The sequence below is a fragment of the Streptomyces tropicalis genome (genome assembly GCF_029269835.1).
GTDB classification, from domain to species: Bacteria; Actinomycetota; Actinomycetes; order Streptomycetales; family Streptomycetaceae; genus Streptomyces; species Streptomyces tropicalis.
Genome location: NZ_JARJBB010000005.1, coordinates 184,324 through 209,837, shown reverse-complemented (window position 1 = coordinate 209,837; position 25,514 = coordinate 184,324). Strand labels below are relative to the sequence as shown.

24 protein-coding genes and 1 pseudogene are annotated in these 25,514 nt (G+C 70.4%); 8 read left to right on the top strand and 17 right to left on the bottom strand.

Annotated features, from left to right (window positions below):
* Nucleotides 1-71: 71 nt before the first annotated feature.
* Nucleotides 72-731: a fasciclin domain-containing protein gene (locus tag P3H78_RS12430; protein WP_276108983.1), complete on the top strand. Its 660-nt coding sequence runs from the start codon at nt 72-74 to the stop codon at nt 729-731.
* Nucleotides 732-1,088: 357 nt separating this feature from the next.
* On the opposite strand, the gene P3H78_RS12425 is transcribed toward P3H78_RS12430, so the two are convergent.
* Entirely contained in the window at nt 1,089-2,024 is a 936-nt protein-coding gene (locus tag P3H78_RS12425) for a helix-turn-helix domain-containing protein (RefSeq protein ID WP_276108982.1), read from the bottom strand.
* A 127-nt stretch (nt 2,025-2,151) separates the two neighbouring features.
* Between P3H78_RS12425 and P3H78_RS12420 the strand changes: the two genes are divergently transcribed.
* Nucleotides 2,152-3,195, top strand: coding sequence for a saccharopine dehydrogenase family protein (locus tag P3H78_RS12420; protein WP_276108981.1), 1,044 nt, complete (start codon nt 2,152-2,154; stop codon nt 3,193-3,195).
* A 302-nt stretch (nt 3,196-3,497) separates the two neighbouring features.
* On the opposite strand, the gene P3H78_RS12415 is transcribed toward P3H78_RS12420, so the two are convergent.
* Nucleotides 3,498-4,247: an anti-sigma factor gene (locus tag P3H78_RS12415; RefSeq protein ID WP_276108980.1), complete on the bottom strand. Its 750-nt coding sequence runs from the start codon at nt 4,245-4,247 to the stop codon at nt 3,498-3,500.
* Entirely contained in the window at nt 4,244-4,828 is a 585-nt protein-coding gene (locus P3H78_RS12410; RefSeq protein WP_276108979.1) for a sigma-70 family RNA polymerase sigma factor, read from the bottom strand. Before P3H78_RS12410 ends, P3H78_RS12415 begins: the two co-directional genes overlap by 4 nt.
* A 1,053-nt stretch (nt 4,829-5,881) precedes the next feature.
* On the opposite strand from P3H78_RS12410, the gene P3H78_RS12405 reads away from it, so the two are divergent.
* The 3 genes from P3H78_RS12405 (at nt 5,882) to P3H78_RS12395 (ending at nt 8,065) form a co-directional block, all read left to right on the top strand.
* Nucleotides 5,882-6,208: a hypothetical protein gene (locus tag P3H78_RS12405; RefSeq protein ID WP_276108978.1), complete on the top strand. Its 327-nt coding sequence runs from the start codon at nt 5,882-5,884 to the stop codon at nt 6,206-6,208.
* Nucleotides 6,209-6,283: 75 nt separating this feature from the next.
* Nucleotides 6,284-7,681, top strand: coding sequence for a DUF4331 domain-containing protein (locus tag P3H78_RS12400; protein WP_276108977.1), 1,398 nt, complete (start codon nt 6,284-6,286; stop codon nt 7,679-7,681).
* A 75-nt stretch (nt 7,682-7,756) separates the two neighbouring features.
* Nucleotides 7,757-8,065, top strand: a complete 309-nt coding sequence (locus P3H78_RS12395; RefSeq protein ID WP_276108976.1) for a hypothetical protein — start codon at nt 7,757-7,759, stop codon at nt 8,063-8,065.
* 217 nt (nt 8,066-8,282) lie between these two features.
* On the opposite strand, the gene P3H78_RS12390 is transcribed toward P3H78_RS12395, so the two are convergent.
* From P3H78_RS12390 to P3H78_RS12375, 4 genes are all read right to left on the bottom strand, one after another.
* Nucleotides 8,283-8,825 (bottom strand): SUKH-4 family immunity protein, encoded by a 543-nt coding sequence (locus P3H78_RS12390; protein WP_276108975.1) that lies wholly within the window; start codon nt 8,823-8,825, stop codon nt 8,283-8,285.
* 84 nt (nt 8,826-8,909) lie between these two features.
* Nucleotides 8,910-10,370, bottom strand: coding sequence for a site-specific integrase (locus P3H78_RS12385; protein WP_276108974.1), 1,461 nt, complete (start codon nt 10,368-10,370; stop codon nt 8,910-8,912).
* A 3-nt stretch (nt 10,371-10,373) separates the two neighbouring features.
* The gene (locus tag P3H78_RS12380; RefSeq protein WP_276108973.1) at nt 10,374-10,700 is read right to left on the bottom strand and encodes a helix-turn-helix domain-containing protein; all 327 of its coding nucleotides are present in this window, start codon (nt 10,698-10,700) and stop codon (nt 10,374-10,376) included.
* Nucleotides 10,700-11,209 carry a tyrosine-type recombinase/integrase gene (locus P3H78_RS12375; RefSeq protein ID WP_276108972.1) on the bottom strand — a complete coding sequence of 170 codons (510 nt, stop codon included), beginning with the start codon at nt 11,207-11,209 and terminating at the stop codon, nt 10,700-10,702. Before P3H78_RS12375 ends, P3H78_RS12380 begins: the two co-directional genes overlap by 1 nt.
* 119 nt (nt 11,210-11,328) lie before the next feature.
* Here P3H78_RS12375 and P3H78_RS12370 point away from each other — a divergent pair, with 119 nt between their 5' ends.
* Nucleotides 11,329-11,847: a hypothetical protein gene (locus tag P3H78_RS12370; RefSeq protein ID WP_276108971.1), complete on the top strand. Its 519-nt coding sequence runs from the start codon at nt 11,329-11,331 to the stop codon at nt 11,845-11,847.
* Nucleotides 11,848-12,085: 238 nt separating this feature from the next.
* Here the strand turns inward: P3H78_RS12370 and P3H78_RS12365 are convergent, their stop codons facing one another.
* The 7 genes and pseudogenes from P3H78_RS12365 to xylB form a co-directional block, all read right to left on the bottom strand.
* Nucleotides 12,086-12,235 carry a hypothetical protein gene (locus P3H78_RS12365; protein WP_276109241.1) on the bottom strand — a complete coding sequence of 50 codons (150 nt, stop codon included), beginning with the start codon at nt 12,233-12,235 and terminating at the stop codon, nt 12,086-12,088.
* A 127-nt stretch (nt 12,236-12,362) separates the two neighbouring features.
* Nucleotides 12,363-12,464, bottom strand: a pseudogene (locus P3H78_RS12360) (IS5 family transposase); the annotation flags it as partial.
* Nucleotides 12,465-13,713: 1,249 nt separating this feature from the next.
* Nucleotides 13,714-15,237, bottom strand: a complete 1,524-nt coding sequence (gene exaC / locus P3H78_RS12355) for an acetaldehyde dehydrogenase ExaC (protein ID WP_276108970.1) — start codon at nt 15,235-15,237, stop codon at nt 13,714-13,716.
* A gap of 94 nt (nt 15,238-15,331) precedes the next feature.
* Nucleotides 15,332-16,642 carry a GAF domain-containing protein gene (locus P3H78_RS12350; protein ID WP_276108969.1) on the bottom strand — a complete coding sequence of 437 codons (1,311 nt, stop codon included), beginning with the start codon at nt 16,640-16,642 and terminating at the stop codon, nt 15,332-15,334.
* Between the two features lie 133 nt (nt 16,643-16,775).
* Nucleotides 16,776-17,372: an N-acetylmuramoyl-L-alanine amidase gene (locus P3H78_RS12345; protein WP_276108968.1), complete on the bottom strand. Its 597-nt coding sequence runs from the start codon at nt 17,370-17,372 to the stop codon at nt 16,776-16,778.
* A gap of 602 nt (nt 17,373-17,974) precedes the next feature.
* The gene (locus tag P3H78_RS12340; RefSeq protein WP_276108967.1) at nt 17,975-19,183 is read right to left on the bottom strand and encodes an ROK family transcriptional regulator; all 1,209 of its coding nucleotides are present in this window, start codon (nt 19,181-19,183) and stop codon (nt 17,975-17,977) included.
* Nucleotides 19,184-19,313: 130 nt separating this feature from the next.
* A complete protein-coding gene (xylB, locus tag P3H78_RS12335) occupies nt 19,314-20,759 on the bottom strand; it encodes a xylulokinase (protein ID WP_276108966.1) in 1,446 nt (481 codons plus the stop codon).
* A 186-nt stretch (nt 20,760-20,945) separates the two neighbouring features.
* On the opposite strand from xylB, the gene xylA reads away from it, so the two are divergent.
* A complete protein-coding gene (gene xylA / locus P3H78_RS12330; RefSeq protein ID WP_276108965.1) occupies nt 20,946-22,112 on the top strand; it encodes a xylose isomerase in 1,167 nt (388 codons plus the stop codon).
* 271 nt (nt 22,113-22,383) lie between these two features.
* Nucleotides 22,384-22,566 carry a tail-anchor membrane protein gene (locus tag P3H78_RS12325; protein WP_276108964.1) on the top strand — a complete coding sequence of 61 codons (183 nt, stop codon included), beginning with the start codon at nt 22,384-22,386 and terminating at the stop codon, nt 22,564-22,566.
* 4 nt (nt 22,567-22,570) lie between these two features.
* Here P3H78_RS12325 and P3H78_RS12320 read toward each other — a convergent pair whose 3' ends face one another.
* From P3H78_RS12320 to P3H78_RS12310, 3 genes are all read right to left on the bottom strand, one after another.
* Nucleotides 22,571-23,959, bottom strand: a complete 1,389-nt coding sequence (locus P3H78_RS12320) for a tannase/feruloyl esterase family alpha/beta hydrolase (RefSeq protein ID WP_276108963.1) — start codon at nt 23,957-23,959, stop codon at nt 22,571-22,573.
* Between the two features lie 186 nt (nt 23,960-24,145).
* Entirely contained in the window at nt 24,146-25,012 is an 867-nt protein-coding gene (locus tag P3H78_RS12315; RefSeq protein ID WP_276108962.1) for a hypothetical protein, read from the bottom strand.
* A 119-nt stretch (nt 25,013-25,131) separates the two neighbouring features.
* Nucleotides 25,132-25,440 carry a hypothetical protein gene (locus tag P3H78_RS12310; protein ID WP_276108961.1) on the bottom strand — a complete coding sequence of 103 codons (309 nt, stop codon included), beginning with the start codon at nt 25,438-25,440 and terminating at the stop codon, nt 25,132-25,134.
* Between the last annotated feature and the right edge of the window lie 74 nt (nt 25,441-25,514).

Here is a 25,514-nt window from a genome sequence, read left to right as displayed (position 1 = left end):
CTCCCCCTCAAGCCACTTTTCCCATAACCCCGATACGCAGCAGCGTGCTGCACCTTCAACAGGAGAACATGATGAACACTCGTATCCGCCGTACCGCAGGCCTCTTCGCCGCCGCTGCCGTGCTGCCCCTGGCGCTGACCGCCTGCTCCGGCAGCAGTGACTCGGGCAAGTCCGGCTCCTCCAACAAGGCGTCGGCCCCGGCTACCAAGAGCAGCGACGACATGGCCAGCCCCAGCGGCGACATGAGCAGCATGGACCAGCCGTTCGGCCCGGCCTGTTCCGCCGTACCGAAGAACGGCGCCGGCTCCTTCGACGGCATGGCCAAGGACCCGGTGGCCACCGCCGCCTCCAACAACCCGGCCCTGTCCACGCTGGTGACCGCAGTGAAGAAGGCCGGCCTGGTCGACACCCTCAACAACGCACAGAACATCACCGTGTTCGCACCGACCAACGACGCCTTCAACAAGATCCCCAAGGCCACGCTGAACAAGGTCCTGAAGGACAAGGCCATGCTGACGAAGATCCTCACCTACCACGTCGTCGGCCAGAAGCTCACGCCGAAGGACCTGGAGAACGGCTCCTTCGACACGCTGGAGAAGTCGAAGGTGATGACGTCCGGCTCGGGCGAGTCCTACACGGTCAACGACTCCGCCAAGGTCGTCTGCGGCAACGTGAAGACCGCCAACGCCAACGTCTACATCATCGACAGCGTCCTGATGCCCAAGATGTGATATACCGCAGCGCCCGCCAGCCCCGTCGCTGGGTCCTGAGGCGCTTCCCGTGGGCCGGTCCGCGTCTGCTCAGTCGCGCACCGGCCCACGGCCGCGTTGATCACTCATCTGGGAAGGGAGAGACCAGTCATGCACAAGCCGTCCGGTGCGATACGGGCCGGGGAGAAGCCGGGACGGACGAACGGCCGGCAGGCTAGGCGTTGCACGGCCGTCATTGGCAGCGGAGTGGCGGGGCTGGCCCCCGCGCACGTCCTGGTCTGGCTTTGTTCACGAGTTTGGGCAGCGGTTGTTCAGCACATGGGACAGCACCGTGGCGTGCCGTTGTTCGATTGCCTGATGGGGCCTTGGGGCTACTCCTTAGGGGCGGAAGGTGCGGCGGTAGGTGTCGGGTGGGACGCCGACGCTGCGGTGGAAGTGGCGGCGCAGGGTGGTGGCGGTGCCCATGCCGGTGGCCACGGCGATGGTGTCCACGGTGGCGTTGGTGGTCTCCAGCAGTTCCTGGGCGTGGCGGATGCGCTGGGTGTGGAGCCACTGCAGTGGTGTGGTGCCGGTGAGGTGCTTGAAATGGCGGCTGAGGTGGCGTGAGCTCATGCGGGCCTGGCGGGCCAGATCCTCTACGGTGAGTGGTTGGTCCAGTCGCTCCAGCGCCCACGGGAAGAGCTCGCCCAGGGGGTGGTTGCTCGGAGAGGGGAGAGGTGTTGCGATGAACTGGGCCTGGCCGCCGTCGCGGTGCGGCGGGATCACCAAGCGTCGAGCGATCGTGTTGGCGATGGCCGAACCGTGGTCGAGGCGTACCAGGTGCAGGCATAGGTCCATGGCTGCGGCCTTGCCCGCGGAGGTGAGGACGTCGCCGTTGTCGACGTAGAGGACGTCGGGATCGACGGTGGCCGCTGGGTGGCGCCGGGCCAGTTCCCGCGTGTGGGCCCAGTGTGTGGTGGCGCGCCTGCCGTCGAGCAGTCCTGCCGCCCCCAGGACGAAGGCGCCCGTGCACAGTGAGGCCACGCGGGCGCCGGCCGCATGGGCGGCGCGCACCGCGTCGACCAGTTCGGCAGGCGGTTCGCGATCCGTGTCGGCCCAGCCGGGGACGATCACCGTGTCCGCGTGCGCGAGGTGGTCGAGTCCGTGGTCGGGGTCCAAGCGGAAGCGGCCAACGCGCACCGGACCGCTCCCGCAGAGGGAGAAGTCGTACCAGGGGTCCACGATGTGAGTCAGGTCGGCCCCGAAGACCTCGACGGCCACGGACAGTTCGTAGTGGAGCATGCCGTCGGTGACGGCCAGCGCGGCAGCGGGCATGTCCGAAACTGTACGTGGCATGTCGTTTCCGACGCTCGTACAGGGTGCTGTCCACGGACAGGATGTGGGTGTCAGGCCACTGCGGATCGGCATCGCAGCGGGCGTTCGAGTACACGGGAGCAGTCTCATGGGGTCAGGTCGGCTGGTGGCGGTGTTCGGCGCGTACGGTCACACCGGACGGTTCGTGGTGGCGGAGCTGGCCGCGCGCGGGTTCGTCCCGGTGCTATCCGGGCGCAACGCGCAGGCTTTGGAGGAGCTGGCCGACGAGCACGGGCTGGAGGCCCGGGTGGCATCGGTCGAGGACCCGGCCTCGCTGGACCGGGCCCTGGCGGGAACGGCGGCGGTCATCAACTGCGCCGGCCCCTTCGCCTCGACCACAGGCCCCGTGATCGAGGCCGCGCTGCGCGCGGGAATCCCGTACCTGGACGTGGCCGCCGAACTCGAGGCAAACCTCGACACCTTCGCCCACTACCGTGAGCGGGCCCGGGACGCGGGAGCGGTGATCGTCCCGGCCATGGCCTTCTTCGGCGGTCTCGGCGACCTGCTGGCCACCGCGGCGATGGGCGACTGGACCGAAGCCGACGAGGCACACATCGCCTACGCGCTCAGCAGTTGGCACCCCACCGTCGGCACCCGGCTCTCGGGCGCGGTCTCCCGTCAGCGGCGCGGCGCCAACCGCCTGCGCTACAGCGGCGGACAGTGGGAGCACCGCACCGACGACGCGCCCACCCTGGAGTGGAGCTTCCCGGATCCGGTGGGACCCCGGCCGGTGATCGGGGAGTTCACGATGGCGGACGTCGTCACCGTCCCCCAGCACCTGTCCATCCCCGACGTGACCACCTACATGACCGCCGAGGCGGTCAGCGACGTCGCAGCCTCCCACACACCAGCCCCGATCGCCGCCGACGACAGCGGGCGCTCGGAGCAGACCTTCCTCGTCGACGTCATCGTGCGCTCGGGCGGAGCCGAACGCCGGGCCAGGGCCAGCGGCCAGGACATCTACGCCGTCACCGCGCCCCTTGTCGCCGAGGCCCTCGAGCGCGTCCTGACCGGGCGGACCAAGACCATCGGTGTTGCCTCCGCCGGCGAGATCTTCGACGCCCCGGACTTCCTGCAGGCACTTGCCCCGCACATCGCACTCGACCTGAACCCGCAGAAGCAGACTGCCTGACATCAGCCATCCGCCCAGCTGTTGGCTGCCCACGGCGAGCCATGCCGGCATAGGCGTCGGCGTCCTCGTTCGATGTTGCCTGCGACGCGGGATGGCAGGCGGCCGCGATGTCCGTGGTCTCACCCTGGTGATGAGCGTGCTGCTGATCAACGGAAGCGAGAAACGTCTGCTGGAACGACACATGGCCGGACGATTCGGTGGGGCCGCGTACGCGGCACGCACCAGAGCCGTCCTCCCCTGGCCCCGCGCCGACGCCGATAGCCGCGTGGGGAGCCCACCCGCCGGGCTCCCCACGGGCGCCCTCACGCCGGCACGCCGAGCAGGGCGACCGGCGGCGAGGTCGGCTGCTTCGACCCGCCCGCCGGCTCCACCGTGACGCCGACGCCGGAGGCGCCGTCGACCGCTCCCTGCATCAGCACGGCCTGGCTGCTGCGGCCGGGATCCATCAGCCCGGCCGAGCGCATCCTCCCGCCGTCGGCGAACCACAGCTGGTACACCTTGCCCCGCGGTGGCGCCGCCATCCTGGACGCCACGAACACGGCCTGGTCCCGGCTGGCAGAGACCACCAGCGTGCCCGCGCCGCCCGCCACCCTCGCCGAACGTGACTTGGCATCAGGTGAGGCCAGCACACCGGCCAGATCCTCGGCGTGCCGCTGAGCCTGTGCGGCCTGGTTCTGCGCGTCCTGGGCTCGTTCGTACTGCCATACCGCGGTTCCGCCGAAGGCGGCCGCAGCGGCCACACTGGCGGCCAGTGCCCACCGGGCCAGGCCCCGTCCGCGCCGCACCCCACGGCGCACCCGCTCCAGCGGCACGGCACCGGGCGGCACCTGCCGCACAGTGGTGATGCCCCGCAGGACCTGCTCCCGCAGGACGGGGCGCGTGCGCACCGTGGAGGCCAGCGCCAGGCGTCCGGTGGTCGCGGTGAACTCCGCGACCTCCTGTTCACAGGTGTCGCACGCGGCCAGGTGACGCTCGAAGGCGGCACGCTCGTCACCGTGCAGCGCGTGCAGCGCATAGGCGCCTGTCAGACCGTGCAGATCGGTCGTGGTCATGCGGTCACCCCCAGGCAGTCTCGGAGTCGGATGAGTCCATCGCGCAGCCGGGTCTTGACCGTGCCGAGCGGCAGCGCGAGCGCTTCGGCGACCTCCCGGTAGGTCAGGCCCCGGTAGTAAGCCAGGGTGACCGACTGGCGCTGCAGCTCGGTCAGGGTGCGCAGGCAGCGCCTTACCTGCTCCTGCTCCAGGCGGGTCTCGACCTGCTCGGTCACCTCGTCGTACGCCGGCTGATGCTCGAGCAGAGCGGCCTTGGTGTCTCGGGCCGCTGCGGCCTCCACCGACCGGACCCGGTCCACCGCCCTCCGGTGAGCGAGGGTGAGGATCCAGTTGATGGCCGTGCCGCGATCGGGCCGGTAGCGCGGGGCTGTGCGCCATACTTCCACCAGCACATCCTGCGCCACCTCCTCCGACTGCGCATGGTCGCGCAGGACTGCCCGGGCGATCCCGAGGACGGAGCCGGCCACCGCGTCGTAGACCGCGGCGAACGCCTCCTGATCACCCAGCGCCACCTCGTGCAACAGCTGCTGCAGATCAGGTTTCGCAGATGGACTTTTCCCGATATGTACTGGTTCCTTCACAATGGCTCTCCCGTGGGCGTGACCGGCCGGAACATCCCTGTGTAATCCGGGGCCACGTGAACTGCGGATTGGTTGTATGAATTGTGGCAGTAGAAATCAGGACGACTTACTGATCTGCTGCGGCCGACGGCTGATCCGTAGTTGGCCAGTGCCGGCCCAGAGTCCCGGTGGATCTTCCCGGGCCGGTCAGGGACTGACCGGGGGATCCGGCTGCGCCACGGGGAAGCCGGTGCACGCCCCTCAGTCGTCGCGGGCGCCTGGCCTACGCTGCCCGCACAGGAAGGCGGTCACGGGCCATAGGCCGGCGCCCTGCTGCGTCCATAGAACAGACACGGACACGGCCGCGCACAGGAGCAAAACCAACAGGAGTATCACTGGGCTGCCTGTCCCTTTGCAGAGCGGGATGTCCGCAGAGTCGTGGGGATCAGGGCGATGGCGAATTTGGGCATACGCGCCCGTCCTTTCGCGACCGCGGACTGCTCGATCAGTGCGTAGCGCTCCGTAAATGGGTGCGACAGCTTGAGCCAGAGACGGAACCTTCCTGCTACACCCACATTTGAGGCGCACGGCTCGGTGAACCAGCTGGTGAAAGCTGCTGCTGCACGCTGCCCAGACCTGACGGCCGCTCGTTGACCACCTTCTTCTGTCGGTCTTCTGCCGTCAGTAATCCGGTGCAGGTCCAGCGCCGGCTTGGTCCGGTGAGAGGAGAAAGCGGATTTCCCTCGTTCAGCCGAACCTCTGGGCACCTGAGCTGCGCTAATAGTGACACGTCGGCAAGGTGCCTCGACTACGCAGTGGCGAGGGAGGCTTGACCGAGCGCGAGGTTGGGCGTTCCATTCGAGGCGAAGCGCCGGCCTCCTCTCTGCCACAGGCCCTTGCGTCTGCCATCAGACGCGTCTTCGGCGCATTCGGTCTCTTCGCTCAGACCGTGGGAAGCGCCCACTGCAGGTGAGCCGCGTCTGTTCTTGTACCGATCTTTCATACGTGGTGATCGGTCTGCCGGTTGCCTGTAGCGGTCCGTTTCTCGTGGTCACCCAGTCGACAGGAGTGATCATGGACAGTTTCCAGTCCGGGCCCCAGCAGGAAGCCTCTTCCGGTCTCGACCGCCGCGGGGTGATGCGCGGGGCGACGCAGCTGGGCCTCGCGGGCCTTGCCGCGGGCGTGGTCCTGGGTGCTGCGGAGCCCGCTGTTGCGGCTGCGCCTCGTCGGGACGGAGCGGTGGCCAAGGCGGCGCCGGCCGAGGCGGCCGGCCCGCACGAGCCGTTGGTGGTGCACGTGCGCGACGCGTCCAAGGGCGAACTGGACGTCTTCCACGGAGAGCGGCATCACCGCGTAGTCGACCGGGAGTTGGCCGCGGCTCTGCTGCGTCACACGCGCTGACCGGACGACCCCCACGCTCACCCGGGCCGCTGAAGCTGCCCGCGCAACACACCCATCGACGCAAGTGAGGTTTTGATGTCCTCCCACCGTGAAGCGCCGGAGATCTCCAAGGACCCGGTCGCCGACAGCACCGATGTCTACGCCTTCGTCAGCCCCGACACACCCGACACGGTCACGCTGATCGCCAACTACATCCCGCTGCAGAACCCCGCGGGCGGCCCGAACTTCTACGAGTTCGGCGACGACGTGCTCTACGAGATCCACATCGACAACGACGGCGACGGGCGCGCGGATGTCACCTACCAGTTCGAGTTCACCACCCAGCTGCGTCACCCGGACAGCTTCCTCTACAACACCGGGCCGATCCTGAGCCTGGACTCACCGAACTGGAACCGCTACCAGACCTACACCCTCACCCGCGTCGAGAGCAGCGGCCGACGCTCCGTGCTGGGCCGCCACCTGATGTGCCCACCCTGCAACATCGGCCCGCTGTCCACCCCGAACTACCAGCGGCTGGCCCAGCAGGCGGTCCACACGGTGGGCAAGAACCGCACCGTGTTCGCCGGACAGCGCGCCGAGGGCTTCTACGTCGACCTGGGCGCCATCTTCGACCTCGGCAACCTGCGCCCGTTCCAGAACCTGCACAACCAGTTCGGCATGAGCGTCTTCACCCAGCCCGCCGACGGCGTCAACACCACCAAGGAACTCAACGTCCACTCCCTCGCCATCCAGGTGCCCGTCACCGACCTCACCCAGCAGGGGCGCCGAGTCAGGGACGTCACCGACCCGCACGCCACCATCGGGGTGTGGACGTCCGCGAGCCGCCGCCGTGCCCGCGTCATCGAGCCCGGCAACGGCCGGGACCTGGAGACCGGCCCCTACGCCCAGGTCTCCCGCCTCGGAAACCCCCTGTTCAACGAAGTCCTGGTACCGCTCGGCCACAAGGACGAGTGGAACGCGCTCCCGCCGGCCGACGACAAGCGCTTCGCCACCTACGTCGCCCACCCCGAACTGGCCAAGCTGCTGCCGGCCCTCTACCCGGGCGTCTTCCCCCACCTGGACGCCTACAACAAGTCCGGCAAGCCCCGCGCGGACCTGCTCGCCATCCTGCTCACCGGCATCCCCAAGGGAGTCGTCCCGGGCTTCCAGAACTACACCGGTCCCACCCAGGCCGACATGATCCGCCTCAACACCGCCGTCCCCCCGGCGTCGAAGCCGAACATCCTCGGCCTCATCGGCGGCGATCCGGCCGGCTTCCCCAACGGCCGACGCGTCTACGACGACGTCGTCACCGTCGAACTGCGCGCCGTGGCCGGCGCCACCCTCCCGCTCGTCGACAAGAGCTACACACCGGATGCCGCGGCATCCAAGGTGACCGACGGCCTCACTCCGGCCGACGTCACCAACCCCTACCTGAACTCCTTCCCCTACCTAGGCGTCCCCTACGACGGCTACCACCATCCCGCCTCCTGATCAGCGCTTCACCGGCGGGGCCGCCCCTCCCGGCAACGGCGGCCCCGCCACCACCCCGAGCGAAAAGAGCCCCGTATGCACCAGCACATCTCCCGCCCCTCCACCCAGGGCAGCGTGGTCCTGGATATCGGCGAGGACACCGCAGCGCTCATCATCCACACCGCGCCCGAACACAACGGTCTCGAAATCCACGTCAGCCCCGTCAACCGGCCCGAGCGGCGCACCCACGCCGCCGTGCGCCCCCGCCACGTCGCCGACCAAACCATCCACTGCGTCCTCATCCACCCCCTGCCCGCCGGCACCTACACGGTCTGGAAGAACGAGGGCACCGCACACGGAACCGTCACGCTCACTGGCGGAGAGGTCACCGAATACCACTGGTAACACGCGTGTCTTCCTCATGGCATGCGCTGAAGGACCGCTGGCCTATGAACCCCGAGCGCTCTTACATGACGGCTCCGGCGAATGCCTTCGTCCCCGTGCCGGGCTGCTGCGGCCTCGGGACCGGTGGGCTCGCATGTTGCGGTGTCGCGTATTCGCGAGCCGCTCGACCCGCCGGACACGGGAGTGATCGCTTGGGGATCGTGGCGGCCGCGGGCAACTACCAGAGCCAGCGGTCGAGGAACTCGGCCCAGATGAAACCGTTGTAGCCGTCGAAGGCAGGCGGATCGATCTTCTTGAGTTCGTCAGCGAGCATGCTGAGCTCGGCCAGGGCTTCCTCCTCGCGGTCATCCGGATCGCTGAGGATCTCGGACTCGCTGACGTGCCGGCCGTAGTGGTGAAGGGTCCGCAGCCAGAGGTCGATGGAGGAGTTGGCGAACCATGCCTCGCCTTGCGGAAGGATGTAGTGGACCGTGCCTGTCCCGGGTTCGACGCCGAACGACCATTCCATACCGGGCACGAGGTTGCCATGGTGATTCTGGGTGAGGCGGTAGAGCGACCTACCATCTGACGTCTGGAGTGCTGGAGCCGCTTCCACCTGGAACGATACGTACTCGATCAACTGATCGACGATGGGAATCCCGACATCAACCAGTAGTGCCTTCTGATCCTCGGGGATCTGCCAGCCCGACACGACTGCCGAGTCTGCCCTTGTGACGTTCCCTGTGCCGGCCCAGGCAGTGAGCTCGTCAAACGTTGTCATGTGAGAGTCCTTCCGCGGCTGGCTGCGATGCGGACCCTATCGAGCGGGGCTGACAGGCACGTGGCCCCATCGAGGACGCACTCCTCAGTGATCGCCGGGGGCGTATCGGCTCCAGGTTCCGCCGGCCTCGGTGACCAGGCGGGTAGTGGTCTTGTCGTGATAGCCGAGTGCCTTCGCGATGACGGGGGCCGGGGCTTGGAGAATGAGGTGCCGGATTGCGGAGGCCCTGCCGCGCTGCGGCGGGACGCCGATCTCGCGCAGATGGACCTGGAGGCTGACCGGGTTCATCGGCTGTCCGGGCTGGCGGCCGGGGAAGAGCCATTGTGAGCTTCTGCTGCTGGCGTAGGGCAGGTGCTGGCGGGACCGGAGGTAGGCCCGCATCAGGTCGGCGACGGGCTCCGGCAGCGGGGACGGTGGGTCTCCCAACTGGACGGTGACGGTGATCTCGTCGTCGGTGACGTCGTTGATGGTGAGGCGGACGATGCGGCTGACGGGTTGCGCATAGAGGAGAACGAGCGCGGCGGCGACCCTGGCCCGCAGGGGCAAGGAGTCGTCATTGAGGACGTGGCGGAGCATCGCGAGCTGGCGGTGCTGGTGCAGCGGTTCCGGGTCCTGGGTGATGACGGCGGGCGGCAGCGTGAGGCGGGGCATCCGGCCGGTCCTCATGCACCACCGCAGGAATGACTGGGACGGACGGCGGGTGGCCAGGCTCTCGGTGTGCCAGGCGTCGATGTCGGCCTGCTGGCACTGCCCGATGGCACGTCCTTGGCTGGCGAGCCATGCGAGGAAGGCACCGGCCTGGGTGACTTCCTGCTTGGTGTGGTTGGTCTGGGAGCGTCCCCGGGGTGCCTTCTCTGCCTTTGCCCGCAGGCGCCGCATCTGGTGCCAGGTGGCGAAGTGCCGGAGAAGCTGACGGTGCTCGGGCTCCTCGATGGTGGCGAGCCGTTCGGTCAGCCACCGCTGGTAGGGGAGGAGCTGCCGGTCGAGGCGTGGCAGGACTCCGCTGTCCATCAGCAGGTCACGCAGGCGCGTAACGGTTCGCCAGGGGGTTTCCTGGTGCAGCCCGTCGTGGGTGAGTGGGATGCTGCCGGTGGCCAGTCCCTGGAGGAGGCGGACGACGTTGGGGTTGCGCAGCCAGATCAGTCGGCTCTTGGGCCGGTCCATCTCCAGCAGGGTCTTGACCAGCGGCAGGAACGCCGGAGCGACACGGCCAGTGCCGTCGTCGAGGAGGTGGGCGAGCGTGTCGGCGAGGGTGCAGTGTTCGCAAAGACGCCCGCCGAGTAGGAGCCCCTCGAAGCCGCAGCGATCACAGAAGAAGTCGCGGACGATGCCCGCGCAGTCGCGGCAGATCGGTGTGCCATCGGTGTCCCGCCCGGGCAGCAGCCGGTCGGTGCCGCAACAGGGGCAGCGGCCGCGGAGGCGCATCGCGCGTTCGTAGCAGGTCCGGCAGATCGGGCCGTCCGACCACTCGGCGGACTTCGAGGCCCGACGGCCGCAGCGTGCGCAGTCACGGATCATCCAACGCTCGTACTCCTCCGGCGTCACCGCTCACTCCTCGGGCGTCAGCCGGACCCGTGTGGGTCGCCGGGCGGCCAGGTTGATCGGAGCCTCTTCGCCGGCGGCGCGGCGGGCCGGGAGGTTCTGGGCCGACGTGGTGATCAGGTCGGTGGGCGTGCAGTCGAGGATGTCACAGAGGGTGGCCAGCACCGGCAGCGAGAGCCGTTCCGGGGTGCCGGAGACCAGGCGGTGGACCTGGGAGGAGGACAGCGTGATGCCGCGTTCGGTCAGGTGCGGCATGAGCTCGGCGACAGTGAACATGTCGCGGGCGGCCATCAGCTCGCGCAGGCGCCACCGGTAGCTGATCTGGCGTGGCATCAGGAGGTCCTTCCCGGCCGCAGAGCGGCCTCGATGGTGGCGTCCAGGAAGCGGCGCAGGGAGCGGGTGCGGAAGTCGGAGGAGACGCAGGTGTAGATCGCGGTGTTGGAGGCGCGGGCATGGCCGACCTGCTGCTGGACGAGCAGTGGGTCGTGGCCGTCCTCGATCAGGTGGGTGATGTAGGACCTGCGCAGCGAGTGGAACTCCAGCGCGGGGTCCAGGCCGACGGCCTCCCGGTAGGCGGCGAAGCGGGAGTCCAGCCGCTGGACCCCGATTCGCGGGCCCCGCTCGGACGGCCAGAGGGCCCGGCTTGGCGAATGCCGCATCCCGGGCCGGACTTCGCTGATCCATTCCTCGATCGTGCCGGGTGTCCAGCGCCAGACGGTCAGCACGCTGCGGCGCTTGGGCGGCGATCCCTTCTTGGCCTTGCCGTAGCGGACCAGCAGGGTGCCGTACTCACCGAACTCCCCGCCTTCTGGGTTGCGGCTGAAGTCGGTGAGGTCGAGCATCCGGGTCTCGTTGCGTCGCAGGCCGTAGGCGTACGCGACCTTGAACAGGCGGCGTCCCGGAAGGCCGGCAGCCAGCCCTTGCGGCCCTTGCCGCGAACACGCAGCACTTCCTCGTCGGCGTGGTCGAAGAACGCTTCCAGCTCGGGCCGGGTGAAGGCCCGTCGTTCCGGCTCGCCCTCGGCTTCGTCGGCGTGTGTGGCAGCGTTCCAGTCGTAGACCACCTGGACTGGGTGGGTACCGAAGTGGCGCAGGCACTCGTCGTTCCAGCCGTAGGCCGGGTTGGTCAGGAAGTCGCAGAACTGCCGCACGGAGCCCTGGTAGTTGCGCAGGGTGGAGCGGACGCAACCGTGCGCGGCCCGCAGATCGGCCGACCACTCATCGACGTGCTGCGGCGTCCACTGCCACGGCATCGCGTCGGCGTGCCGGGTGAAGGCGCGGACCGTGCGTTCCTGACCATCGACGTATCCCGGCGAGAGGTTCCGGGCGAGCTGCTGGTTGCGCCAGCCTTTGATCATCGCCTCGAAGACCTGCTCGTCCGGCCGCAGCAACGGCAGACCGTCGATCAGGTGCAGCCGAGCAGACCCTGGAACGAGACCGTCCCCACCCATCCGCCATTACTCTCCGTCTATCGCATCTGACGCGAGAATTTCGCATCAGATGCGACTCGGAGGCGTCTTCGCAGTTCAATCGCTCGATGGAGTGAGGCCCGCAGATGGCAGCCAACAAGACCGCTACCGGTGACTCCGAGGCCAACGGCCCTGCTCGGACCGCTTCCGTACCGTCTCCGGCCGGCTTCCAGGACGAGTGTCGCCTATTCGCATCCGATGCAATTGGCGCCGGTAGGAACATCGGTACAGCGGTTGGCGCTGAGATCGATCATGGTCCGATCGGCGTGAGGGTGCTGACGCGGTTCTCGTACTCGCGGCGCGCCTTGCGCTTGGCCGGAACAGCCGGGATGCCCTGGCCGCCGTCGAGCGGGTGACAGCGGGCGAGGAGCTGGCGGTGCACGGCGGGGACAGCGGTCACGCGCAGGGTGTAGCCCTGGCCTCGCCGTGCGGTCGTCCCCTGGTCGAGCGCGGCCCGCTCGGCGGGCTCCAAAGGAGTCGTAGACCGCCCGCCAGTTCGGGAAGTCGACCGGCATGGCCATCCACCTCACGCCGTTGTCGACCAGGTAGCGCACAGCGTCGAGCATCTCGCGGTGGCAGTACGCCTCCGGGCGCCCACCCTGCTTGAGCAGCCAGGCCGGCGCCGGCATCGCGGCGCGGACCTCGGCCCACTCCGCATCCGTCATGTCACTCGGACAGCACCGCGCCCGCTGTCCCAGAGCGATCGAACCGAACCGGTGCACGTAGCAGTCACACTCAGGGGGGACCGTGGTGGACGCGGATACAGCAGGGATGGTCAACGTCAAACAACGGGACTCCTTGCTCGTGACCGGCCTCAACAACCACGTCACTACCAGGGGGCCCGATTCTTCATGCCCGCGACCACACTGGCATCTCTGCCTGAATGATCACCCGCACTGCAGGATTCGAAGGAGATTCGGTTTGCCCCAGCGCACTGAGGCTGCGGCAGCTTATGCACGGGTTCATTGGACGCGCCGACTACCTGTCGTCAAAGGATCGTTTGCCGCCAGGTGCGGGCCCGAGGGGCCGTGGGCGGTGGCTGCCGAGACGTCGGGATGAAGGGGGAAGACTTGATCAAGACCGATGATGCCGCAGGTTGTACAGCGGCACAGCCAGGGGATGTCGGTCCCGGGATAGGGCTCCAACGGTTCCAGACCCGCCGACCTCATGAGCGCGGCGGCCTGGTCCGGACCGACCGGCGCGTTCGGCGCGCACCATCGGCGCGGCCCCCTCCGCGTTTGATGTACGAGTAGCGCGGCTTGTCCTCCCGACCGCACGACACGTGCCGGCAGCGCCAAGGGGATGTCGCCCCGGGACACGGCTCCAGCGGTTCCAGGCCGGCCGAGCGCATCAACGCCACCGCCTCCTCCGGAGGAATCGGAGCCGTGCCCGAGCAGTACCGGCAGCCGACCTGCGGCAATGTTGCCCAGCCGCGGTGACACTTCTCTCCCGCACGCTTCATGGCGGCAGCGCCAAGGCTTGTCACTTCCTGGATAGGGCTCCAGCGGTTTGGGCCCGGCATCCCGCATTATCAGCACCGGATGGCGTGAATCCTGCCGCGGACGTCCCGTCGCCACCCAGCCTCCCCTGAAGTACCCGCTACGGGGTGAGGGTCGCACCCGGTACTGACAACGGCCTTGCTCGCGTCAGGAGCTTGGGGCAGTCTTCCTCGCGCGGCCCCCTTGCCCGGTTCTTCCGGGCTGTCCTCTTCGTGGTCTTCGGATGACGGTTCGGCGTTCTTTGGTCCGCGAATGGTCCGGCGGGAACTCCCTTGGATGTCGCCAGGTAGCTGCAAGAAATCAATCGATTACGGTGGGTACCCTGCATGGTGGGTTGCCTGGAGCCCCACGATGCCCCCAGGCAACCCGACTTCAGGTTCTAGAAGAAGCCAAGCTTCTGAGGGCTGTATGAACAAAGAATGTTCTTCGTCTGCTGGTAGTGGTCCAGCATCATCTTGTGCGTCTCGCGGCCGATGCCGGACTGCTTGTAGCCGCCGAACGCGGCGTGAGCCGGGTAGGCGTGGTAGCAGTTGGTCCAGACGCGGCCGGCCTGGATCGCGCGGCCTGCCCGGTAGGCCGTGTTGATGTCCCGGGTCCACACGCCGGCACCCAGGCCGTACAACGTGTCGTTGGCGATCTTGAGGGCGTCGTCGAAGTCGTCGAAGGAGGCTACCGACACCACCGGGCCGAAGATCTCCTCCTGGAAGATCCGCATGCGGTTGTCGCCCTCGAAGATGGTCGGCTGGACGTAGTAGCCGCCCTTCAGCTCGCCGTCGTGCTCGATGCGTTCGCCACCGGTGAGGACCCGTGCCCCTTCCTGCCGCCCGATGTCGAGGTAGGAGAGGATCTTCTCCAACTGGTCGTTGGAGGCCTGCGCGCCGATCATCGTGTCGGTGTCGAGCGGATGGCCGGGCTTGATCAGCTCGGTACGGGCGACCGCCGCGTCGAGGAACTCGCGGTAGTGGCCGCGCTGGACCAGCGCCCGGGACGGGCAGGTGCACACCTCGCCCTGGTTGAGCGCGAACATGGTGAAGCCCTCGAGCGCCTTGTCGAGGAAGTCGTCCTGGTGCGCCGAGACGTCGTCGAAGAAGATGTTGGGCGACTTCCCGCCCAGCTCCAGGGTGACCGGCTTGATGTTCTCCGAGGCGTACTGCATGATCAGCCGCCCCGTCGTGGTCTCACCGGTGAACGCCACCTTGGCCACCCGCGGACTGGACGCGAGCGGCTTGCCCGCCTCGACCCCGAAGCCGTTGACGATGTTGACGACCCCCGGCGGCAGCAGGTCGGCGATCAGGCTCATCCAGTAGTGGATCGAGACGGGCGTCTGCTCGGCCGGCTTGATGATCACCGCGTTGCCGGCCGCGAGCGCGGGGGCCAGCTTCCAGGCCGCCATCAGGATCGGGAAGTTCCAGGGAATGATCTGCGCGACCACACCGAGCGGTTCGTGGAAGTGGTACGCCACCGTGTCGTCGTCGATCTCGCCGAGCGAACCCTCCTGCGCACGCACCGCGCCTGCGAAGTAGCGGAAGTGGTCGATGGCCAGAGGGATGTCGGCCGCCAGCGTCTCGCGGACCGGCTTGCCGTTCTCCCAGCTCTCGGCGACCGCCAGGGGTTCGAGGTGCTGCTCCATCCTGTCCGCGATCTTCAGCAGGATGTCGGAGCGCGCGCCCACCGAGGTCCGTCCCCATGCCGGGGCCGCCGCGTGCGCCGCGTCCAGGGCCCGCTCCACGTCCTCCGCGGTGCCGCGGGCGACCTCCGTGAACGGCAGTCCGTTCACCGGCGACGGGTTCTCGAAGTACTGGCCCCGGGCCGGGGGCACGTACTCGCCGCCGATGAAGTGGTCGTAGCGGGCCTGGTAGGAGACGATCGCGCCGTCGGTGCCGGGTGCCGCGTAACGGGTCATCCTGGTGTGCCTCCCTCAGCAGCGCTGCCCGCCGTCGGGCAGCTCTCGGCGCGAGGCTAGGCCGGGGGACGTTGCAACGACGTTGCGCGCCCGGTCACGGGGCGGACGCTCGGCCTCCCTCCGCACGTCTCCCCGCACGAGGCAGGGGGCGGACCGAAGCGGCGGCCAGTTCGGTCTCGAGCGCGGCGAGCCGGGTCCGGACCGCCGCGGTGGGCCGGGTGGCCGCGAGCGCTCGCCAGACGTCGATGTCCTCCTCTCCCCACGGTGCGTGAGCCCAGTCCGCCAGCAGGTCCGGGTCGCGGCGGGCGATCAGCGCGCCGCGCAGTCCGTCCGCCAGGCGCCGTCTGATCCTCGCCACCGCCGGGGCCTGGGACGAGGGCAGCAGGGGACCGGCGTACGCCGCAGCGGCCGCCGCGATCGCCCCCGTCTCCAGCCGCCGTTCCACGAGGGCCGCGTCGGACCCGACCGGCACCGTGAGCCGGTACGGGCGGGACGCGAGCAGTCCCGGACCGAGGAGCCGGCGCAGTCGGGCCAACTCGGCGCGCAGGGTGACCGGCGTGACCGACTCGTCCTCGTACAGCGCACAGGACAGCTCGTCGCCGGTCAGGCCCTCCGGATGGCGGGACAGCAGCACCACGATCTCGCTGTGCCGGCGGCTGAGCCGTACGGTGCGGCCCTCCACGGAGAGCCGTGCCTCGTCCCGGCCCAGCACCGCCAGTTCCGGTGCGTCCTCGGCGGGCCCGCGCGGAGTGAGCAGCGCGAGGTGGGATTCGGCGGCCCGCGCCACCGCCTGGACGAAGCCCAGACTGTGCGGGTGCGCCAGACCGTCCCCACCGGTGATGTCGACCGCGCCGAGCACCAGACCGGTCCGCGGATCGTGGACCGGAGCCGCCGCGCACGTCCAGGGCTGCGCCCGGCGGACGAAGTGCTCTGCGGCGAAGACCTGCACCGGACGGTCGACCATGACGGCCGTGCCCGGGGCGTTGGTGCCCACCGCCGACTCCGCCCAGCGCGCACCCGGCACGAAGTTCATCTGCCCCGCCAGCTTCCGGGTCGTCGGGTGGCCCTCGACCCACAGCAGCCTCCCGTGGGCGTCGCACACCGCCAGGAGGTGTTCGCCGTCCGCGGCGAACGTGCCCAGAAGCTCCCGGAACAGCGGCATGACGGTGGCCAGCGGGTGCTCCGCACGGTAGGCGCCGAGGTCGCCGTCCTCGAGTTCCACGGTCGCGGTGCCGTCCGGACCCACCCCGGCCCGCGCGGACCGCCGCCACGAGTCGGCCACGACGGCACGGACCGGTCTGTGCACCGTGCCCGCCTCGGTGAACGTCTCGTGCGCGCGGCGCAGCGCCCGACGGCGCTCGGATGGGTCGGCCCCCGGCTCCAGGGCCACCCAGGGATCGGTCAACTCTGCCTCCCCGGAGTGCGATGCGGCTCGGTCACATCGTTGCTCCGGGCGTGCGCGCCGACAACCACTTCGACCGCGCTCACTCGAAGGATGAGGGACGGGCTCCCGCCGGGCCGTGACGGCGGCGCCTGCCTCAGTTCAGGTTGACCAGTTCGAGGTAGCGGTCCCAGTTCCAGAGCGGCCCGGGGTCCGTGTGGTCGGTGCCCGGCACCTCGTAGTGGCCGATGATGTGCGTGCGGTTCTTGGGGATGCGGTAGGCGGCGCAGATCGCCGAAGTGAGCCGTGCCGACGCCGTGTACAGAGCGTCCGTGAAGGAGGCGGGCCGATCCACCCATCCTTCGTGCTCGATGCCGATGCTGCGCGTGTTGTAGTCCCAGCATCCCGCGTGCCACGCCACATCCGCCTCGCGGACGCACTGCGCGACGTGCCCGTCGGCCGCGCGGACCACGTAGTGCGCGGAGACCGCCTTCGTCGGGTTCCGGAAAATGGCCAGGGTGTTCGTGTAGGTCTCCTGCGTGACGTGGACGATCACTCGGTCGAGCGAGTGCGACGTGGGCCGGTTGGCGGCCGTGTAGTTGGCGTCGGCGGCCGGTTGCCACTCGGCCGCCGGGTAGTCGACGGCAGGGACTGTCGCCGCCGCGGTCGTGGCGGGGAGCAGCGCCGGTACTGCCGTCAGGACTGCGCTTTGGAGGAACCTGCGCCTGCTGGGTAGAGGTCGTGTCCGGTCCATGGGCGATCGCCGTTCTCTGGGAGGTGAGCCTCGGACGGCCGTCGCCGGCCCGCACTCGACCGGCCCGCCGGAGAGGGGGCCGCGTCGCACAGCCGCGGGTGCGGTCCGCGGTGAGTGTCGCGCACAGGGGGCCGCAGTTCGCGGAGCTCGGCCACCGGCGTGCGGCTGGTGTCGCGGGTCCTGACCCACCATTCCGAGGCACTCGCCGCTCCGTGCGGCACGGGCGGAATTCCTCCAGCTCGCTGATCATGATGCCCCCTGCTCCTCTCGTCCCCACGTCCGTTGCCCCGTGTCACCGGTACTGCGCCGTGTTCGGCCCGGTGCCAGGGCTTGCGCCTCGCGTGATTCACGGTAGGGCGGCGAGGCGGCGGCCGGGGGAGCGCGGCGAGTTTCCGTGGACGGGCCCTCGTATGTGGATAACTCGGTCGCTCGAACGGGTGAGTTGGGAGGCGGAACGACCGGGTGGAGGACGCTCGTCGGGCCCCGCGAGCCGCGTGAGGGGCGGGGTCTGCGGGGGTCTGTCGTGCGGCAGCGGCAGCGGCAGCGGCAGCGGCAGCGGCAGCGTCAGCCCCAGGCCCGTCGGGCCGTCCGCCGACCGCCCGTCAGGCGGGCTCCGCCACCGCCGCCGGATCGTCCAGCACCGCCCGCACCACCGAGTGCGCGGCACCGAGCAGCGGACCGTCGGAACCCAGCCGGGAGACGGACACGGGGCACGCGGGCCCGGCCGTGCGGCCGGCCAACTCGGCTTTCAGGGAGGGCAGGAGCCACGGTGCCAGTTCCGCCAGTGCACCGCCGAGGACCACGCCCTCGGGGTCGAGGAGATTGACGGCGCCGGTCAGCGCGATGCCCAGCGCCTTCCCCGCGTCGCGCAGCGCGCGCCGCACGTCCTGGTCGCCCTGGGTGGCGCGGGCGGCCAGCAGAGCGACCCGGTCCGCACCTGGTTCCAGCCCGGCCGCGCGCAGCACGGCCTCCTCGCCCGCGTACTGCTCCAGACATCCGCGGCCGCCGCACCGGCAGGCCGGACCGTCCGGCACGACCGGCACATGGCCCAGTTCGCCCGCGAAGCCGCGTCGTCCGCGCAGTAGTTGGCCTTCGACCACGACCGCGGCGCCGATGCCGATCTCGGCGGACACGTGCAGGAAGTCCCGGGGCGTCTCCGCGCCGAGCCACAGCTCCGCGAGACCGCCGAAGTTGGCCTCGTTGTCCACGGCCGTCAGGAGTTCCGGCGGCATCAGGAGGCCGAGATCCACTTCGTGCCAGCCGAGGTTCGGGGCGCGGACGATCGTGCGGCCGTCGCGGGCGACGAGACCGGGCACCGCGACGGCCAGCCCGGCGGGTGCGAGCCCCTGTCGGTCCGCCTCGGCGACGACCTCACGGATCAGCTCGGTGAGCTCCCGTGCTACCGGTTCGGGAGCGCGCCCCCGGTTCGTGCCGTGCCGCACGGCCCGTGCGCGCACCTCGCCGCGCAGGTCGACCACGCAGGCCGCGAGGTGGTCGACGCCCACCTCGGCACCCAGACCGGCCGGCCCGTGTCCGCTGACGGCGAGCGCCGAGCCGGGACGGCCCACCCGGCCGGGCCGCTCGGGGCCCAGCTCCTCCAGCAGCCCGGAGCGGATCAGCTCGTCGACAAGGGTCGAGACCGCCGCACGGGTCAGGCCTATGCGGGAGGCGACGGAGGCGCGGGAGAGCGGGCCCTTGGCGCTGACCGTGTGCATCACGCGCGCGAGGTTGCGGCGGCGCATGCCCTGCTGCGTGTCGGGCAGCGAGCGGCCGGGACCTGCCTGAGGTGCCTCGTGCGGCGGTGCGGTCATGCCTCCGTCCGTCCTGGTTCGGGGTTCGTCGGCGGTCCGGCGTCGGGACGTGCGCCCTGCGGGGTGCGTCACGCGGCTGCCGTGGCCGGGTTTCGCAGGGTGTCCGCCGCCGAGTGCTGTGGCGCGCCCGTCACGGGGTGTCCGTGCCCCGCTCCAGAAGCGGGGCCGCGTCGGAGACTACCCCGGCGATCCTGGTCAGTGCCGCCTCGTCCCGCTCCACGGCGTCCAGCACCTGTCCGTCGGCGGTCCGCCACCGGCGGGCCACCGCGGCCGGGTCTTCTCCGGTCAGCACCCCGGCGGCCTGGGCGGCGGCCCCCAGCGCGGCCAGTTCGCCGGCCGCGGGCACCTGGACCGGACGCCCGGACAGCCGCCGCACCGTCTCCTGCCAGGCCCTGCCCCGGGCGCCTCCGCCGATGAGGAGCAGCGGTGCGTGGCGGTCGGCGTCCGGGTCGAGCACGCCGTCGAGCGCGTCGAGCAGGGATTGGACGGCCCCGTCGTACGCGGCCTGGAGGATCTGTCCGGGCGTGGTGTCGTGACGCAGGCCGTGCAGGAGGCCGGAGGCGTGGGGCAGGTTCGGGGTGCGCTCGCCGTCGAGGAAGGGCAGGAGGGTCACCTCGGACCCCTGCTCGACGGCCTCCCGGTCCAGGCCCAGGAGGGTTGCGACGCGGTCGACCGCGAGGGTGCAGTTCAGTGTGCAGGCCAGCGGCAGCCAGTCCCCGCGTGCGTCGGCGAAGCCGGCCACTGTGCCGGAGGGGTCGGCCGGGCGGTTGCGCGACACGGCGTAGACCGTGCCGGAGGTGCCGAGGCTCAGCACCGCCGTGCCGGGGAGCAGGCCGAGACCCAACGCGGCGGCGGCGTTGTCACCGGTGCCCGGCGCCACCAGGGTGCCCTTGGAGAAAGGCAGCTCGTGGCTGTCGCGCACGGTCCCCGCCACCTCGCCGGGCCGCACCACACGGGGCAGCAGGGCCGGGTCCAGCCCGATGTGCCCGAGGACCTCCTCGTCGTACGCCTCGGTCGCGGACGCCCACCAGCCCGTGCCCGAGGCGTCGCCGCGGTCGGTCGTGCCGAGGCCCGTCAGGCGCTCGGTGAGGTAGTCGTGGGGGAGCCGCACGGCCTTCGTGGCGCGTACCGCCTCCGGCTCGTGCTCGGCGAGCCAGGCCCACTTGGTCACCGTGAAGGAGGCTCCGGGCACGCTGCCGATGCGCTCGGCCCAGGCCTTGGGCCCGCCCAGCTCGTCGACCAGACGGCGGGCCTGCGGGGCCGAGCGCACGTCGTTCCACAGGAGGGCGGGTCGCACCGGCTCGCCCTGCGCGTCCAGCGTGACGAGTCCGTGCTGCTGGCCGCCGATCGAGACGGCGGCAACCTCGTGTGCCGCGTCGCCGCACTGGTGCAGGGCCGAGCACAGGGCGTCCCACCACTGACGGGGGTCGCTCTCGCGGCCCGCCCCGGAGGACACGGTGTGGGGCGCCTGGCCGCTCGCGACGACGTGCCCGGTGGCCGCGTCGACGACGAGTGCCTTGATGGACTGTGTGGACGAGTCCACACCGATGACGAGCGGACCCTCGGCTGCTGACATCCGGCTCTCCCTTTTTCCGCGAGGACTGCTCGCGGCGTCTGACCTTGTCTTCCTGTGGCCTCCCGGCCGCCCCGGCCCGGAGGCCCCCGGTGTCGGGGACACCCTGTCCCTTCCCAGGGAAGCGTTGGGACACTAATTTGTAAACCGCCATGACGAAATAGTCGCCCGCACACAAGGAGCCACGGCATGAGCTACCAGCCCACCCCCGAGGACCGCTTCACCTTCGGCCTGTGGACCGTCGGCTGGCAGGGACGGGACCCGTTCGGCGACGCCACGCGCCGCGCTCTCGACCCGGTCGAGACGGTGCAGCGCCTGGCCGGAATGGGCGCCCACGGGGTGACCTTCCACGACGACGACCTGATCCCCTTCGGATCGTCCGAGGCCGAGCGCGAGTCCCACATCAAGCGCTTCCGCCAGGCACTCGACGCGACCGGCATGAGCGTGCCGATGGCGACGACCAACCTCTTCACGCACCCCGTGTTCAAGGACGGCGCCTTCACCGCCAACGACCGCGACGTCCGCCGCTACGCCCTGCGCAAGACCATCCGGAACATCGACCTGGCCGCCGAGCTGGGTGCCCGGACGTATGTCGCCTGGGGCGGCCGTGAGGGCGCGGAGTCCGGTGCCGCGAAGGACGTGCGCTGCGCACTGGACCGCATGAAGGAGGCGTTCGACCTCTTGGGGGAGTACGTCATCTCGCAGGGGTACGACCTGCGTTTCGCCATCGAGCCCAAGCCCAACGAGCCGCGCGGCGACATCCTGCTGCCCACCGTCGGGCACGCGCTCGCCTTCATCGAGCGCCTGGAGCGCCCGGAGCTGTACGGCGTGAACCCCGAGGTGGGACACGAGCAGATGGCCGGACTGAACTTCCCGCACGGCATTGCACAGGCCCTGTGGGCCGGCAAGCTCTTCCACATCGACCTCAACGGTCAGTCCGGCATCAAGTACGACCAGGACCTGCGCTTCGGCGCAGGCGACCTGCGCGCCGCCTTCTGGCTCGTCGACCTGCTGGAGACCGCCGGCTACGAAGGCCCGCGCCACTTCGACTTCAAGCCGCCGCGGACCGAGGACCTCGACGGCGTCTGGGCGTCGGCGGCCGGCTGCATGCGCAACTACCTCATCCTCAAGGATCGTGCCGCCGCCTTCCGCGCCGACCCCGAGGTGCAGGAGGCCCTGCAGGCGTCCCGTCTCGACGAGCTGGCGCAGCCGACGGCGTCCGACGGCGTCCAGTCCCTGCTCGACGACCGGTCCGCCTTCGAGGAGTTCGACGTGGAGGCGGCGGCCGGGCGTGGCATGGCCTTCGAGCGCCTGGACCAGCTCGCGATGGACCACCTGCTCGGGGCTCGCGGCTGACGGACGGGGAGCACGCGTCCCCGCCCGGGCCGGAGGAGAGGGCCGGTCGGCACGCGCGCGTGGCGGTGCTCCGGCCGGCGCTCACCCGCCCACTCGCCATGTGTCCGGAGGAGCCGTGCGACCGGACCTGGTACCGGGCCGCTCCCCGGGAGCGACTCAGGGGCGGCTCAGGGGCGGCTCAGGGGCGGATCAGGGGTGTGGGGCGGAACTGCGGGACCCGCAGACCCGTTCTCACCACAGAGACCCGCAGTGGCTGTGGAGGAGGCGACACATGTCGACGAACGCGAAGATCGCCGCAGGTGGTGTGGCGGTCGGGCTCATCCTGCTGATCTGGCTGCCCTGGTGGGCCTCGCTGCTGATCGTGCTCGGAGTCCCGGCCGCCGCCTACCTCGCGCTGGACCCCTCGCAGCGACGCAGACTGCGCCGCGCCGGCCGCAAGGAGCTCGGCCGCTGAGGCGTCACCGCCCCCGCGCCGCCCCGCCGGTCAGGTCGCACGAGTTGACGACGTCGCCGCTCGCCGGCCTGGCCACGGTCCGGTCCGAGGGCGGCTGTACCCCGCGCTCCACCCAGGACACCAGGCGGTCGAAGGCCGACCAGTAGCACGGCAGGATGGGACGGAGCCGGTCCGGATACGTGTCGTACAGGCCGTCCACGTGCGTGCCGTCCTGGATCGTGTAATACCGGTGCAGACCGTCCCGCCCTCGGGCGCGGATCATGCGCGCGTACACGTCCGAGTCCACGGCCTTCGGCAGGAGGGCGTCGAGGTCACCGTGCAGCGTGATCATCGGCTTGCCGATCCGCCCGGTCAGCGCCACACGGGCCACGGCCCGGTGGACCGCCGCGGGGCGGGAGGCGTAGTCGTACGAGGCATCGGAGGGACACGGGGCGAGGATCTCCTGCACCGTGCTCCCCGCGGACGCGCCGGGACAGGCGGCGTCGTAGGAGGGGTCGAACTCGGCACGGTAGGTCTTCTGGGTGACGCCCCAGTACGCCTGCTCGTGGTACGGCCACAAGAACTCCGAGCCCCGGGCGAAGCCCGCCGCGTACATGTCCGCGTCGTCGGCCCTGCCCAGGGTCCGGGCCACCCCCGTGGGCAGCGAGGTGAGCAGGTTCGGGCCGTCGGCGGTCCACAGCGTGCCCTCCCAGTCGACCCCGCCGTCGTACAGCTCCGGATGGTGCTCCAGCTGCCAGCGGGTGAGGTAGCCGCCGTTGGAGATCCCGGTCATGTAGGTCCGCCGCGGCGCACGGCCGTAGTGCTGGGCGACGACTCGCCGCGCGGCCCGGGTGAGCTGGGTGGTCCTCATGTTCCATTCGGCGACGGCGTCGCCGGGCCGGGTGCCGTCGCGGTAGAAGTCGGGCCCGCTGTTCCCCTTGTCGGTCGCGGCGTAGGCGTACCCCTCGGCAAGCACCCGGTCCGAGATGGCCTTGTCGGTGGAGTACTGCTTGCGGGTGCCGGGGGCTCCGGTGACGACCAGGCCGCCGTTCCAGCGGTCGGGCAGCCGGATCACGAACTGCGCGTCGTGCTTCCAGCCGTGCGTGGCGTTGAAGTGGGACGAGTCGGGGAAGTAGCCGTCGATCTGCATCCCGGGCACCCCGGAGGGGGTGCGGGTCGCCCGTGCCGTGAGCCCGGCCTGATCGGCCGGATCCGTGTACGCGGTGCCCGCGAGCCCGGTCGTGGTCAGATCCGGCAGGCAGGCGCTCTGCTGGAAGGCCGCCCCGGGCACCCGCACGCCGTCCCGGCCCGCGCAGGCCCCTCCGGCGGACGCGGCACCGGCGGGAACCGGCCAGGTGGCGGCCGCAGCAACCAGAGCGGCGGCAACGAGCGGGACACCTCGGGCAAGACGCATGACGGCCTCCAGGAGCGACGCGACGGGTGGGGCAGCACGGGCGGGAGAGCCCGGAGCTGCCCCATCCTGCGGCCCTGGTCCCGCCCCGCCCATGGGCCGGGACCACATGGAGCTGCGTCGCGGGATGGCGGGGCGGAACATGCCCGGAGGGGAGGCGTCGTGCGGAGGAGCAGGGTCGGCCGGCGATCAGCTGGGGCGGACCGCCATCTTGTCGAGAGCCTCCAGCAGACGCGGCAACTCCCGCCCCCGGCCCACCGGGAGGACCTCCCCCGGTTCGTCGTCGAGCAGCACGAAGGCGATGTCGTCGGTGCGGGCCACCATCGACCAGCCTGGACCGTCGGCGCGCAGCGTCCGGGCCTCGCCCGGAGCGAAGGACGACCGGACCCGGCCCAGCGGTGGCGGGGAGGCGACGTAGGCGTGCGCCTCGGCGAGAACACGCCGGATCCCGCCGTGGCCCGCGGGCGTCCTCGCACCCCCCGTACCGGACTGCTCCGGGCCGTCGACTCCTGCTGACGCCTCGTCCGACGTGGCACCGTCACCCGGAGCGAGGAACTCGTCGTCGTCGAGCTGGCCCCGCCATGCCGCCCACTGCAGTGCGATCTCGTCGGCGCCCAGCCGACGCTGGGCCGGTCCCCAGACGCTGGTGTCGGGCGGCGACAGCGGAGGCCCGTCCGCCGTCTCCGGGTCGGGGTCGTGGGGTGCGGGCACCCCGGGCGCCGCGACGGCGACCGCGAGCGGCCAGCCGGGAAGGGCCGCGACCACCGTCCGCTCGTCGGGCGAGAGGTCGTACTCCATGCCGCAGTCCCAGGACGCGATCGCCACGGCGACGAGCGACACGTCGTCGATGACCACGGTCCACCTGGCGCCCTCACCGTCCTGGCCGAGCACCAGCCCGTACCCGTCGGCGCGCGGCGCGAGACCGAGCGCCGTACAGGCCTCCGGGTAGTCGTCGCCCAGCACGCTCGGGAACTGCGCCGGCGTCAGCAGTACCGCCGTCAGCACATAGAGCGCGTCGTCCGCGGCAGCGACGGCTTCCTCGTCCGTCCCAGCCATCCCAGCCTCCCCATCGTTCGTCGTACGGCGCGCACCCTAGTGGGACCGGAAGGTGGTTGTCACGACTCCGTGCACGCGTGGACCTGCAGTTTTCCACCTGGAGAGGGGCGAAACGACCATCAGGCGCCCGTGGTTCGGGAGGCCGGGAGACCGAGGAGGGACCGGGCCACCGCCTGCGGCGACTCGCCGCGTTCGCGTGCCAGGGTGATCACGGCGCGGCACGCCAGTTCGCTCACTCCGTACGAGAGCGCTTCGGGCGACACCCAGGTGGCCGCCTCGTCCATCCCGTCCCGGTCGTCGTCCGCGCAGGCCGCCACATAGGTGGCCGCGGCCTCGAAGAGGTTGGGCGCACGCCGGTCCCGGGCGCCGCCGTCCGAACCCGGTGTGGTGAGAAGTCTGGTGAAGGATGTGCGGAATCTGTCGAACATCGCGGGCCACCTCTTCCTGCGCGGTTTCCTGCACTGATCGCTCATCTGCTGCTACTCAACGTAGAGTTGGAGCC